12 protein-coding genes, 1 tRNA gene and 1 riboswitch are annotated in these 14,140 nt (G+C 41.4%); of the genes, 3 read left to right on the forward strand and 10 right to left on the reverse strand.

Going from position 1 to position 14,140, the window contains the following annotated elements:
* Positions 1-190: 190 nt before the first annotated feature.
* Positions 191-1,525, reverse strand: coding sequence for an Nramp family divalent metal transporter (locus IQ264_RS12535; protein WP_228061494.1), 1,335 nt, complete (start codon positions 1,523-1,525; stop codon positions 191-193).
* 103 nt (positions 1,526-1,628) lie between these two features.
* A riboswitch (cobalamin riboswitch) is annotated at positions 1,629-1,779 on the forward strand.
* Positions 1,780-1,799: 20 nt separating this feature from the next.
* Here IQ264_RS12535 and IQ264_RS12540 point away from each other — a divergent pair.
* The 3 genes from IQ264_RS12540 to IQ264_RS12550 all read left to right on the forward strand — a co-directional run bounded on the left by IQ264_RS12540 (position 1,800) and on the right by IQ264_RS12550 (position 5,671).
* Entirely contained in the window at positions 1,800-1,991 is a 192-nt protein-coding gene (locus tag IQ264_RS12540) for a CbtB-domain containing protein (protein WP_193981120.1), read from the forward strand.
* A 124-nt stretch (positions 1,992-2,115) separates the two neighbouring features.
* A complete protein-coding gene (locus IQ264_RS12545; protein ID WP_193981121.1) occupies positions 2,116-3,288 on the forward strand; it encodes a hypothetical protein in 1,173 nt (390 codons plus the stop codon).
* A 217-nt stretch (positions 3,289-3,505) separates the two neighbouring features.
* Positions 3,506-5,671, forward strand: coding sequence for a heavy metal translocating P-type ATPase (locus tag IQ264_RS12550; protein WP_193981122.1), 2,166 nt, complete (start codon positions 3,506-3,508; stop codon positions 5,669-5,671).
* 239 nt (positions 5,672-5,910) lie between these two features.
* On the opposite strand, the gene IQ264_RS12555 is transcribed toward IQ264_RS12550, so the two are convergent.
* The 9 genes from IQ264_RS12555 to IQ264_RS12595 all read right to left on the reverse strand — a co-directional run bounded on the left by IQ264_RS12555 (position 5,911) and on the right by IQ264_RS12595 (position 14,069).
* Complete coding sequence (locus IQ264_RS12555; protein ID WP_193981123.1) at positions 5,911-7,092, reverse strand: DUF1822 family protein; 1,182 nt, start codon at positions 7,090-7,092, stop codon at positions 5,911-5,913.
* A complete protein-coding gene (locus IQ264_RS12560) occupies positions 7,092-8,309 on the reverse strand; it encodes a sigma-70 family RNA polymerase sigma factor (RefSeq protein ID WP_193981124.1) in 1,218 nt (405 codons plus the stop codon). The genes IQ264_RS12555 and IQ264_RS12560 overlap by 1 nt, the downstream gene beginning before the upstream one ends.
* A gap of 117 nt (positions 8,310-8,426) precedes the next feature.
* A tRNA-OTHER gene (locus IQ264_RS12565) sits at positions 8,427-8,537 on the reverse strand.
* A gap of 122 nt (positions 8,538-8,659) precedes the next feature.
* The gene (locus IQ264_RS12570) at positions 8,660-9,163 is read right to left on the reverse strand and encodes a hypothetical protein (RefSeq protein WP_193981125.1); all 504 of its coding nucleotides are present in this window, start codon (positions 9,161-9,163) and stop codon (positions 8,660-8,662) included.
* The gene (locus tag IQ264_RS12575) at positions 9,129-9,791 is read right to left on the reverse strand and encodes a restriction endonuclease subunit S (RefSeq protein ID WP_193981126.1); all 663 of its coding nucleotides are present in this window, start codon (positions 9,789-9,791) and stop codon (positions 9,129-9,131) included. Before IQ264_RS12575 ends, IQ264_RS12570 begins: the two co-directional genes overlap by 35 nt.
* 62 nt (positions 9,792-9,853) lie before the next feature.
* Positions 9,854-11,989: a type I restriction-modification system subunit M gene (locus IQ264_RS12580; RefSeq protein WP_193981127.1), complete on the reverse strand. Its 2,136-nt coding sequence runs from the start codon at positions 11,987-11,989 to the stop codon at positions 9,854-9,856.
* Between the two features lie 140 nt (positions 11,990-12,129).
* Positions 12,130-12,651: a hypothetical protein gene (locus IQ264_RS12585; protein ID WP_193981128.1), complete on the reverse strand. Its 522-nt coding sequence runs from the start codon at positions 12,649-12,651 to the stop codon at positions 12,130-12,132.
* Between the two features lie 6 nt (positions 12,652-12,657).
* On the reverse strand, positions 12,658-13,329 hold the full coding sequence (locus tag IQ264_RS12590; protein WP_193981129.1) for a hypothetical protein: 672 nt from the start codon (positions 13,327-13,329) through the stop codon (positions 12,658-12,660).
* A complete protein-coding gene (locus IQ264_RS12595; protein ID WP_193981130.1) occupies positions 13,302-14,069 on the reverse strand; it encodes a TIGR04255 family protein in 768 nt (255 codons plus the stop codon). Before IQ264_RS12595 ends, IQ264_RS12590 begins: the two co-directional genes overlap by 28 nt.
* Positions 14,070-14,140: the final 71 nt, after the last annotated feature.

The raw sequence follows: 14,140 nt of genomic DNA on the forward strand, positions 1-14,140 counted from the left end.
TTAAATGCGTAGCAGTTTACCCAAGTGGTGTCTGACTGGATAGATATCCTGCCCGTCGATAAAAACTTCTCTATGATAGATAAGTTTGATGAGGAATGAGTAGGAATTTGGCTATTTAATCAAGCTCCACCCTCACAACACCAACTTAGATGATGACGGAATTGCTTCGGTGATGCCATCATTCTAAGGATTAGGAACTAAGATGCAGCCAGCCTAAAAAGGTTTGCAACAGCAACCAACCATTTAAGCCGACAATAACCAAAGCCACCAACCCTGCTAAAGATTTTAACCACAGGGGATTGACAAATTCTCCCATCAAGCGGCGATCGCTGGTAAACATTACTAAGGGAATCACCGCAAATGATAACTGTAAACTCAGAATTACTTGACTAAAAACCAGTAAGCTACCTGTACTCGTTTCCCCAAAGAAAATAATCGCAATCAAAGCTGGAACGATCGCAATTAGTCTAGTTGCCAGACGGCGTAGCCAGGGAGGAAGGCGTAGCTGTAAAAAGCCCTCCATGACAATTTGCCCTGCTAGGGTTGCAGTCAACGTTGAACTTTGCCCTGAAGCTAATAATGCGACCCCAAAAATAGCACTAGCAGCACTCACTCCCAAAAGGGGTGAAAGTAATTTATAGGCATCTTGAATTTCTGCCACATTCTGATAACCGGACAGATGAAATGTTGCAGCTGAAACTATTAGAATTGCTGAGTTAATAAACAGTGCCAACGACAAAGCCGCAGTGGAATCGATCATACCAAATTTAATCGCTTCCCAGCGCTTTTCAGTCGTCGGTTGCCAATTGCGAGTCTGGACAATTGAGGAGTGTAAATACAAATTATGCGGCATCACCGTTGCCCCTAAAATACCGATCGCAATGTAGAGCATTTCTGGATTTTGCAGAATTTCTCGCTTGGGTAGATACCCCGCTAAAATCCCCGTTACATCCGGTCGAGAGAAGAGAATTTCTGCTGCGAAACAAACACCTACCATTCCCACTAGCGTAATCACCAAAGCTTCTACATAGCGAAAGCCTCTCCCTTGCAGGAATAACAACGCCAGTACATCGAGTGCCGTAATGCACACTCCCCAAACTAAAGGAATGCCAAATAAAAGTTGTAGCGCGATCGCACTTCCCAGTAATTCTGCCAAATCACAAGCCGCGATCGCAATTTCACACAGTACCCATAAAACAAAGTTAACCCTTGGGCTAAAATAATCTCGACAAGCCTGGGCTAAATCCCGCCCCGTTGCTACTCCCAACCGCACGCACAACGATTGCAGCAAAATTGCCATTAGATTCGACAGCAAAATCACCGTTAACAGCGCATAGCCAAACTTAGCACCCCCAGCGATGTCTGTGGCCCAGTTACCGGGGTCCATATATCCTACTGAAACTAAATATCCCGGCCCCGCATAAGCTAACAACTTGCGCCAAAAACTTTTGACGTTCGGTATCGGGATGCTGCGATGAACCTCTGGCAGGCTGGGTTTGCGATCGGAGTGTGCCATAGTTTTCATAATTCTTTCATAATTTACCCTAGCACGATCGCTCTAGGCTTGGTAACTTCTAAGAATTGTAAAGTCTTTGGTTTGAGAAAGGCAGGAGTGGCAAAGTGTTGTAAAGTCTGAATATTGCATCGGTTCCAGTGGGGAGCAGCCACTGGAGGTAACGGGGAAAGTTTGGTGCAAGTCCAAAGCTGTCCCGCAACTGTGATTCGATCTGGATTTGCGATCGATAAGTCAGAATGCCCGCCGATAGGTTCACTGTTTATGTTCTTCTGCGAGGTACAGAATGACCACTCGATCGCTAACGACCGTTCGGCAACAGGCAGTTCGCTTTACCCTTTCCATGCCTGTACAAGCAACGCTCTACGTTTCTCTCTGTTCGTTGGTTCTCTGGACAATCTATTTCACGACTTATCCAGCTATTCACGATCGGGTTCACTCGCTGCGCCACCATACAGCGGGAGTTGCTTGTCATTAGTACAAGAAGGCAGAAGAGCAGAAGGCTTTTATATTCAGCTTTTAAGAAGTTTTCAACTGCTCAATCATTTCTGCCGTGCTGCACTAGATAGCCCAGTCCGATAGTAATTAACTCTGGAGCCACGATGAAAGCAACGAAGCGTTCTATGCTCATTGGGGCAATTTGCCTCGTGAGTTTGCTTGTTTATGGTGTTATAGGATTTTCACAAGTTCCTCAATCGACTGTTAAACTGACAACCGATCGATCAATTGAAACAATTCGTCCCTTTGAAGCCGAAGCAAGCACAGAGCAACTTCCTACTCGTTTGACCGTGCAAGCATTTGATGCGACTGGACAGCCGCTCAAAAATGCCAATTTTCACTTACAGTTGCTCGCGCCGCCTCAAACGCCTTGGTTCACCACTGACTTTCCGATCGTTGAAGGTACTACATTACTAGACTTCAAAACTCCTGCTTCGATCGGGGAAGTGAAATTTCAACAAATGTTTCCGATCCGGGGAACTTATCAATTACAGGTAAGTGTTACCCCACAAGTTGCGAATGCTTTTGCACCGTTTCAGCAAACACTGCCAATTTCTGTGAGTGAAAATAGCGTGAAATATCAGAACTTCGCAGTTCTGGCTATCTTTTTGCTGTTAGTCGGGTTAGCAGGAGGATGGGTTATCGGTGGAAGACTGCAAGCTCAACCGGGAGAAATTGCACCACAACCCGTGCGCTTGTTATTGAGCGGTGTTATTGTTGTAGCGATCGCCGCACTGCTCTACGTCAACATCAATGCTGAAATGGCGCAATCGCATCATACAATGGCGATGTCTCATCCCACTGAAGTAGCTCCTGCCGCTACTGATCCTAGTCAGCGACAATCTCAGGGATTAAATGTGCAATTATCGGGCGATCGGAGTGCTTTAGTCGGCAAGTTGGCAAGTTTTCAACTGCGCCTAACAGATGCTAAAACTCAGCAGCCAGTAACCGATGTCGTAACTCGGATCAAAGCCACTCAGCTTGAAAATGGTTGGATTACGTTTGCTCATGATGGCACTCCAGACGCAACAGGACAACTGCGATGGCAGATGCAATTTTTTGATGGAGCACCCCACCAGGTAGAAGTGGAAGTTACGCCTCAACCTAATTCCGCACGCCAGTTTCAACCATTCCAGGTGGCTCAGACTTTAGAAGTCGAGGGTGTGGCTCCCCCATTGCACGTCCGGCTGATAATGCTGGTCTATATGACTGGAATTGTCGCGATCGGTTTGTTGTTAGGACTGAGGTTTCAGAGAAAACGATCGTATCAGCATTAAAAGCGGATACCTACAAATTTACCTTCTCGGCAACATTATCAACGAAACTCCCATTGGCAGTGGAATCAATTTTGTGGTTCCTTCAAATTTTCTGCTACTTGATGATACAGATTGTAATGTCTATTCATGCCTACTTACTTAATATATGAATAACTGTTCATATATTTAAAAGTTGGATTACAATGCTGGTAATCACGATTCATTCAGCAAAGTAGCAATGACTCAGACTCCTTCCCTCAAAACCCAACAGATGCAAGTCGGTGGCATGGATTGCGGTAGCTGTGCAGGCAAAATTGAAGCGGGTGTAAGGAAAATACCGGGTGTAGCAGAAACGTCCGTCAGTTTTGCAACGGGACGCTTGAGCGTGACGTATGACTCAAAGCAAGTGAATGAAGAGGAAATTCGCGATCGCATCCTTTCTTTGGGCTACACCATCATCAGCCCAAAACCTCATTTAGAGGCTCATCACCACGACCACGACCACCATGACCATGACCACGAGCACAGTCACGGTGCAGGCGAATTTAACCTGAAACGCGAACTTCCTTCGGTGTTGGGAACGATCGCGCTGTTCGTTCTGGGCATAATTTTTGAGAAACTTTTACATAACACGCCCTATAACTTGGGTGAGTATTTAATATTCATTCCCGCCTATTTACTCAGCGGTTGGTCGGTATTGAAAACTGCCGGACGGAATATTCTCAGGGGACAAATATTTGATGAAAACTTCTTGATGACAGTTGCGACTGTGGGAGCGATCGCTATTCATCAACTCCCAGAAGCAGTCGCCGTCATGCTATTTTTCCGAGTCGGAGAATTATTTCAAGAATACTCGGTCAGCCGTTCTCGTCGCTCAATCAAATCTTTGCTGGAAATTCGCCCCGACACTGCCAATTTGAAAGTTAATGGAACGGTAAAACAAGTTTCTCCAGAAACCGTTAATGTGGGAGACATTATTATAGTCAAACCAGGAGAAAAGATTCCCTTAGATGGGGAAATTCTGGAAGGTAATTCTCAGATCGATACTTCCGCATTAACCGGAGAATCAGTTCCTCGCACGGTGAAGATAGGAGAAGTCGTTCTAGCAGGTACGATTAACCAGAGTGGCGTTCTCACGATCCAAGTCACTAAACTATTTGGGGAATCTTCGATCGCGAAAATCCTCGACCTAGTAGAAAACGCCACCAGCAAGAAAGCAGAAACCGAGAAATTTATCACCCAATTTGCTCGCTACTATACGCCCGTTGTCGTCGTTTTATCACTCGCTGTAGCCCTCTTACCACCCCTATTTGTTCCCGGTGCAACTCACGCAGAATGGGTTTACCGTGCCTTGATTCTGCTAGTTATTTCCTGCCCTTGTGGATTGGTAATTAGTATTCCCTTGGGCTACTTCGGCGGCGTTGGCGGTGCTGCTAAACGAGGCATTTTGGTCAAAGGAACGACGTTTTTGGATACTTTGACGGCAGTTAAAACCGTTGTGTTCGATAAAACTGGAACCTTGACTAAAGGTGTATTTAAAGTGGCGAGGATCGTGACTAAAAACGGTTTTTCTGAAGCAGAACTGTTGCAACTGGCAGCTTTGGCTGAATCTCATTCTAGCCACCCAGTCGCACAGTCAATTCGAGAAGCATACGGTCAACCAATTAATGATAATGATATAGACCTAACAGACTACGAAGAAATTGCAGGTCATGGCATTCGGGCAAAAGTGAAAAACCAGGTCATTTTGGCAGGGAACGATCGGCTTTTGGAGCGAGAAAATATCGATCGCGATACTTGCAATGTAGAAGGTACTGTCGTTCACATTGCCGTTGATGGACGCTATGCAGGCTATATTTTAATTGCCGATGAAATTAAAGACGATGCAATTAAGGCAATTCGAGATATTAAACGGGTGGGAGTCGAACAAACTGTTATGCTTACAGGTGACAATCGGATTGTTGCTAAAAGCGTAGCAGAACGCCTGGGCTTAGATTCCTATATGGCTGAATTGTTACCGGAAGAAAAAGTAGAAGCGATCGAAAAACTGCTAAGTCAATCTGGTAAAGATAAAGTAGCATTTGTAGGCGATGGTATCAACGATGCACCTGTAATCGCTAGAGCCGATGTCGGTATGGCAATGGGTGGATTGGGATCGGATGCAGCAATTGAAACCGCTGATGTAGTGATTATGACTGATGCTCCGTCTAAAGTGGCAGAGGCGATTCAAGTTGCCAAAAAAACCCGCCAGATTGTCATACAAAATATTGTTATGGCGATGGCAATTAAAGGATTATTTATCGCTTTGGGTGCGATCGGAATTGCAACGTTATGGGAGGCGGTATTTGCCGATGTGGGAGTAGCACTGCTAGCTATTTTCAATGCCAGTAGAGTCCTTAAGTAGCAAGTTTTTGGATTCTGAATCATACCAACTCCGAGTTAGTTACCCCCGATATCTTCTCCCTCTTTTCTCTGTGTCCTCTGCGTCCTCTGCGGTTCATTATAAAGGGGGTTTTTCACCCGGATTTAGTATCAGTATCCTTTCTCAAAATTGATATCCCAATCAAAACCTATGCTTCATAACCGTTTACTTTGTGGTAATTGCTTGTATCATGTTCTGGGAAACAGTTAATTACTGTCCCGTTAGACCAGAAAATCCTCGTAAGCTAAGATATCTGCCATCGCAATTTGTAAACGAAATTCTGTTCCCGGGGAACTCTTAAAACGCCGAAGTTGAATGTAATTACTCATTTCTCCAGCTTGAACTGACTGAATTACATCTCCTGTATTTGAAAGTAGTTCCAATTTCAAATTAGCGGGTAAATAAGTTTCTCCAATTTGCGGAAGTATTTGCACCCAAATTCGCATTCTGCCATCTGCTTCTGTTTCTAACATAACTACTAACAATAAAGTTGGTAATTCTGTATTTAGCTGAATTTGTTTTACCCGTCTAACTTGTGTTGAAGTGGTGTCGCTTCCCCGAAAATTATAGGCAAGATCTGGCTGTGGTGCCAATAAATCTTCGATCGCTTGCCATCCAGTCTCAAAAATATTATTCCACCATTGACTTAAATTTGTAGATTGAGTTGTTTGTCTGGTTATTTCTGTGGCATTAACTTGATTTTGTCGTCGTTGACAAAGTTGTTCGAGCCAGAGATTTTGCTCTAATAATGCACCCCATTGTTGAAAAGGAATTTCTAAACGTGGGAGTGCTATTAAATTATCTCCTAATTGTTGTAACAAAGGTTCTGCTTGCCGAGAAGTTAGTGCAGGTAATGGGGAAATTACAGTTCGCGTTTCTTCTCCAGATAATTGCTGCATTACCCAAAAAGTAGTTAAGTCTTGAATTATTTGATTGCCATCTAAGGAATAAGTGCGATCGATCTCATCATAAAAACCTTCTGATTTGAAGATTTGATGAGTCGTATAACCCCAAATATTCAAACATTGTTCATCTGAATCGACTTCTACTGCTAAATAGTAATCTCCTACAAAATCGGGAATATCAACCCACTCCTGTGGCACGCGAAATTCATTTCGATCCATCGATTCTGTAGGAATGAATATCAAACGATTTGTGCCTAAAATAATGGCACTTCCGTTTACCATTTCCCAAAAAGCAAGATTATTTCTAGAGTCAATAGTTGGTTCAATTTCAGACTTTTCTTGCAACCAAGGTAACACCGTCTGAAGACAAACTTGATTTAAATAAGCTTGTAAGCGGTTTCCTGGAATTGAAATTGTTTGACTCTGTTGCCAAGATTGTCTGTTAACGGCGTTTGGAATTTCTAGCCATTGTGTTGAAGTATCAGTAACGAGCATCATTAGTTATCCTCCTTTGAGGAGTCAGAAGACAATTTCTTCTGAAGCCATTCCTCTAAAACTACACCCATATCTCTTACTGCGGGCGATGTCAGGGAAATATGCAGAGTTTCCTGACTCCATTTTGCTAATGCGAGCAATAATGCTTCTTTGGCGCTACTCAGGCGGCGGGAAACCGTGTATTGTTTAATTTCTAGCTGTGCGGCAATTTGTTGCTGAGTTAGTTTGTCAGAATAATACAGATGTAACAATTTTTGCACTTGAGGATCTAGTTTTTCTAGTGCTACGCTTAATACATTATTAATTTCAGTTTGTCTGGTTTGGCGCTCCTGTACTTCTTCATAAATGATTAAATTGGTAAGAGGAGAAGCGTCATTATTATCGGGTAAATCATCTAGGATTTCCCCAGAATTTGATTCTGATTTACTGACATTTAAAGAAGTAATGGCTGGATAAAGATAATTTCTAATTTGTTTAGCACAGTCTTTTAACCAGCGTTCCAAATTTTCTGGTGTAGCTTGTGATTCGATCGGAGGAACTTGTCGTAATTTTTGGTTATTATAAAGTTGTGCGATCGATACCCAAGTTTGCGAATCTGGTTGAGAAAGTTGACGAGTTCCAGGTGTTTCGCTAGGAGCACAGAAGGTTTTAAAACAAGTCCAAGCTAAACGATAATTTGCGATCGCTTTTTCTGAAAAGCCAGCTGCTTGCAACGATTCTATCAGTTGTTTTTGGCTGATTTTTCGCAATAAACCCCAGTCAGTGCGGCTATCTGCTTCCTTATGTTGGCGCAAAGTATCGCGGAGAGTGTTGTTAAAGACGAGGCTGGCGTAGGTTTTCAGGCTGGCACCTTGGCTGGGGTTGTATCCTTTGAGTACAATGGGGAGACTTGCGATCGCTATTTGGAAACAGTCCGAGAATTTATACTGCATACTCGTCAACTGAATCGTTACTCGCTGCGCCACCCAGTAACACGCTTCCTGCAAGTAAGCCGACAAATGCCCATTTGCTAAACTCTCAGGGTTAGTTTTCCACAATCGATACCAATATAAAACCCAAAAATCCTCCGCAGAATCAGCATTACCAAGTTCTCCAACTTGCTGAAGAGAACGCTGCATACTCCGTTGCAGGAGGGAATCTGTAATCCAGCGATCGAACAAGTCATCTGCCAACTGTATGAAAGTCGAGAATAGTTCTATAATGCGTTGCCGGGGTTTCATCAAATTAATTGTCGGGACGCTTTATTCTATAGTAACCCTGAGCTTTAGCTTTTATATGTAAGCCAAATATAGATCAAAACCCTTCTATTGCTTGATTTGTAAGTGTTTTAGCCTGTATGCGGGTGATGGGACTCGAACCCACGACATTCAGCTTGGGAAGCTGACAAAAAGCTTTTAATATCAATACTTTGAGCAATTTTAGAAAAATTTTACACCCAATTTACACCCAAACTTAACAGCTTCATGGAATCTTCACAATGGGGAAAAGTGGGCGAACTTGGGGAACTGCCATCAATCACAGTATAGCTGCCAAGCTTGGATCAGAGAAGCGATCGCTCCATAGATTAAGATTAGCCGCTTTCCTGTACCCCTTGACGCTGTTCTAAATGCTTCTGAAAGTTTTTGAACATTACTTTAAGGAAGAGATCGCCAAAAGAGGGGTTATCAGTCAACTGTTGGTAAATATCGAAGTTATTCTCATCAACTATTTCCTCTAATTGGTTTTTGTATACTGTTTCAAAGGCTAACTCACGGGTTTCTTCTGATGGGTTAATTGTAGGGTCAAGGGCGCGAATCAGGTCTTCTTTTTCTTCTAGCTTCTGGATCATATCTTCTGCAAATGCGTTGAGTTTATCTGCTTCTGACCAATCACCCGGATCGAAATGTTTGTTAATATAATCCAATATTTCTGAGAGAGGGGCTGTTTTTTCGGTGGCGGGTTTGCTTGTCTCTGAGTTGGTAAATGGTACTAATTCGCCGTCTTCTGTGAGTAGTTTAATTTGTCCTGTGCTAGTTTGTTGGATACGGTAAGAATCCATACTAATTCGATCGCTCAATCCCTTTAGTAACAGCATGACTAATAACAGTGGCGCGTTCCTCTTCTAGTAGGGAAATAAGCTGTTGTTGCTGTTCGATAATCTCATCAATTTCGGCTGTTTCTTGATTAATATAATTACAAATTGCTTGTTGTTCTTCTAAAGCTGGTAAAACAATAGGCAATTCACCAAAACGTTCTTGATTGACATAGACTAAGGTAGTTGCAGTAGCAACTTTTTCAAAGTACAGCTTCGATACTTCTACGAGATATCTAAGAAACCAAGAGTCAATTTTTTTAGGTATATAAGCTTGTAATTGCTGATTAATGATTACAGATACTTTGTTAACCGAAGCAACTCCAAAATTACCTACGCAACTGGCTATCACGCATCCAGGGGGTAAAACTTTTGAGCCTGCGGTAAGTGCATCTAATTCATTAACGTAATAACCTGTAATGGAGCTATCTACAGAAGGAGAAGTAATATCATCCATCGTTATCCAAGGAAGTCCAGAATCAAGATTAAGTTCTGGCTTATTTCTTTGCGGAACAAATATTGAGCTAACGTGCTTTGCCTTCTTTGTTTCCCAATGCTTCGGAATCTTCCCTAACCACTCAACCCCCGAATCCTTATACTCAGAATAAGCCGGATAATGCTTCCCAATCATTTCAACTACTCCACATTCGGAATTACAAATAAAACGCCGCAAAAATAACTTATGCTATTGACTTACTCTGCTGCCATTTGATTAAAAACCGCCACTAAACTAGCTTGTAAAACCTTAATTTCTTCAGCAATTTCCTTTCTAGGTCGTAACGGTTGATACTCATAGAAATGGCGATTAAAATTAAGTTCATACCCGACTTTACCTACAAGTTTGTCCTTTTCATCAATTACCGTTTCGTTAATCCAAGCATCAGGAACATGAGGCTTAACTTCCCGGTCAAAATAAACGTAAATATCTTCCTTCAACGGCACATTTTCGTAATCCCTTAACTCTGGATCTGGTTCCGGGTTTCCCTTATCATCAAAGCAAATATCCGCCGTTTCATCCTTCTCGGAAAGTGCTGCCAAAATCGCCTTTTTCACAGGTGCGGATAACTTAATACTTGATGTTTCACCAAACAACGAAAGTTGTCTATCTGACTGGGTATTAGTTTTAGCTTGCTTAAATGCAGCCTCAATCACCTGCTCAAATTCCTGACGATTTTTATAAAGCTTTTCCCCTAACTGGGATAAAACTTCTCGAATAATTGACTGTAACTTTTTACCCGCTTCGACTTCTGTTTCTCCCGCCGTTCCCTTCTTCTTACTACTTGCTAAATTCACAAAAGCCGCTTGGCTTTCTAAACGGGCAATTCTTTCGGGAGAAGCTTGAAAATTCAACCTTAACGGACGTTCAATGGTAATCTTCCGATAACCAAAATCACTGGTATCAAAAACTTTGGTGTAAACACCTTCGGCAAAATCAAACGCCAAATCATCTAACTTATCAATATGAATTTCCGATAATTCATTGCGTTTATCGCCTAAACTCTTACGCATTTTTTGAGCAAAAACTTCAACTTCCTTTTCCTTTCCCTTACCTTTAACCTTATAAGTAGCCGCACCATTAACTAATAAAACCTTGCCTTTGCGGTATTCTGGTTTGCGGTTACTCAGTACCCAAATATAAGTTGTAATTCCCGTGTTATAAAACAATTGACCAGGTAAAGCGACAATACTTTCTAACCAATCATTCTCCAAAATCCAACGGCGAATCTCACTTTCCCCGCTTCCCGCATCTCCAGTAAATAAAGGTGAACCATTGAGAACGATCGCAATTTTACTTCCCCCTTCCGCCACAGGTTTCATTTTAGAAATAAGATGCTGGAGAAATAGCAATTGCCCATCATTAATCCGAGGTGTACCCGCCTCAAATCTCCCGTTTCCCTTTTTCGCCGCTTCTGCGTCAATAAAATCTTTTTCCTTCTTCCAATCCTTCCCATAAGGAGGATTAACTAACATATAATCAAAGCGGTTATCCTGATGACCATCTAGACAAAAAGAGCTACCAAATTTAATATTATCCGCATCCCGATCGTCCCCTTTAATCAACATATCCGACTTACAAACCGCAAAGGTTTCGTCATTTACCTCTTGCCCAAAAAGTCGAATATCTGCACTAGGATTAATGTTAGTTAAAATATACTCTTTAGCAATAGAAAGCATTCCCCCAGAACCACAAGCACAATCATAAATAGTCCGCACTACCCCCGGTTGCTTTAATATTGCCTCATCGCCACGCAACAATAACCGCACCATCAACCGAATTACTTCACGAGGCGTAAAGTGTTCCCCTGGATTTTCGTTCCTTTGTTCATTAAAACGGCGGATCAATTCCTCAAAAATTGTCCCCATTCTGTGATTATCAATTTTCTCAGGACTCAGATCCGCTTCTGAGAATTTCTTGATTAATAAAAACAGCAAATTTTTCGAGTTCAAAGTTTCGATAGTAGCAGGAAGATTAAACTTCTCAATCACATCTCGCATATTGTTCGAGAACCCATTGAGATAAGCGATCGTATTTTTGCTAATATTCTTGGCATCCGTCAGCAAAGTCGGAAAGTCATATTTAGAAGTGTTGTAAAACGACTTACCCGCCGCTTTCCGCAACTGTCCATCTGGGTTTTTTAAATTCTTCTCTTGACAAAACTGATATTTCTCTAAAACCGCTTGTTTCGTAGGCGCTAACACGCAATCTAACCGCCGCAACACCGTAAACGGTAAAATCACATCGGGATACTTACCCCGCTTAAAATCATCCCGAAGAATCTCATCAGCTATTTCCCAGATAAAATTAGCAGTTTCTTGAAAGTTTTGCATTTTAGAAAGCGGCAACTCAACGTAGGGCTAATCCCCTATCATACAAACTTAGTATTCCCAAAATCCCCAAAAATAACCAAAACTTTAGAGAGTGTTATTGGTGCGATCGCCACCACTAGACAAAATCCAACCTCAGCAATTCACCATGTTTCGCACTCACAGGAGGGAACACTAAAATCAGTCGCTTTGCATCCCAGTTGCTTCTGATGTTCCAGAATCAAAGTTGTTTGTGCTTTCTTACAGCGTTGCGCTTCCCTTCCCTGACTCATCAACCCACGACACAGCTTTTCAGCAGTTTCGCGATCGATAACAGCATTAAAGTGTAATACTCTAGCGTGTAAACAACTTCCTTCCGAAACTTGTTTAAAGCTTATCCCAAAAACTTGTAATTCACTCTCTGTTAACCAAATAAAATCAAGATTCTGATTTTTCGGACTTCTATTAGCACTTAAAGACGCTACTACACTATAAAATTCTTGCTCTGTTTTTACAAGCCAGAGACTATATATATTACCTGGTTCTTTAAATAATTTTTCTGCTGCCAATCTTGCACGTACATCTAAATTGACATCACCTTCCTGCGGATGCCAACTAGTACGACTATCAATTTTCCGAATGTAAGCAGGGGTTGTTACCCCAAACTCAGATAGAGTAGGCAACATCTGCATTTAATCGCCTATACAAGATAATTCTTCCAGAGCTTCTAAAGCATAGTTCCGAATATAGCGATCGGCTTCATACTCAGACGAATAACGTCCAATAGCACCTTTAATAGGCTCGGTATCCATTTCATCTGCTATGAGCAAAAAAGCATCTATAACCGTTGCTTTAAAAAACCGTCTATTACTCGCTGGAATTAAGTTAAATAATAACCTAAATCTTTGTTCAGCAGGTATATGATAAGCACAACCAACACCTTTAATAAAGATTTCCCACAAAGAATCCAGCATCATCAGCATATTATTATCAGGGGAATTAATTAAAAGTTCGCTCAAAGCTGCTAAATATTTACCTGTGTCAGTCAAAAGATTAATATCATTAATTTCAGCCAATAAATCTACAGCACCGTCGTAGGCATCCCTCGCTTTACCATTAATGCCCCATTTCAAAACCGCTATAACTGATTTTAAGGAACTAATACTTTTAACAATAACCTTCCTTGACTTTGCCCGTTGCTCTGGACTCGAAAGGAAATATTCTCTAATTAGTAAATCTGGGTCACTATAGTAGGAACTAGTAGAAGCTGTTTTACCTTGTTTAATTCCCGGATTTACAAAAGCTTTACCACTGTTAATTGTAGAAGTTGTTCTTTCTATTCCGGCAACCATGTTAACCCCCATTCCTTCTTAGTCTCTTCTTGGATTAATTCCAAAAAAGCATCAACTGTATATTTATGTGCTAAATCAAACCATTCTCGAATATCCAATTTTGTATCAACACTTCGCGCAGTTAACTCAAAAAGCAGTACATTATTATCATCTTTTGGGTTAACTATTTGATTTAATCTAACAATCAATTTTCCCACATTTTCTGATATATCAAATTCAATTCCAGCATTAAAATTTGTTGCTTTTTTAAGATTGTCAGACCATTTCTTACCAACAAAAGTAAATATTTTATAATTGTCTCTTGGATTGTCCCAACCAAATTTTTTATCAATCTGATTCATGTAAGTTAGCTCATAATGAATTTTTCCTAACGGTAAGTTATCACTATTATATTGTTGCCACCATGTTTGAAAATGTTGCCATTCTTGTTCAAACTTAGGGTAAATTTCCTTAAAATGAGGATATTCATCATCTTCATTTTGACTACGCCAGTTGTAGTGAAAACGATTAGACTGCAACTGTATTAGCTGCTTTTTATCCAATGATTCAAACCAAACTCTCCGAAGATTTGGTAATATAGAAAGAATTTCAACTTCTCCTATTGGTGGTCTATCAAGAGGTGGAGAAGGAAACCGATCTTTAATAGTTTGCCAGTACAGCCCAAAATGCACAGAAGAAAACTCTGGAGCATTAAATTCTACTCCACAAACAACTTCTGTAAGCGGTGACTTGGTGAACTTAGGTGTTGACATTCGCCCTATCTAGCAACATTTACCATCTTTATAGACGATATTGAATATAGCGCCTTTTCTATTAGTTTCCT

The organism is [Phormidium] sp. LEGE 05292 (assembly GCF_015207735.1).
GTDB lineage: Bacteria > Cyanobacteriota > Cyanobacteriia > Cyanobacteriales > Aerosakkonemataceae > Floridanema.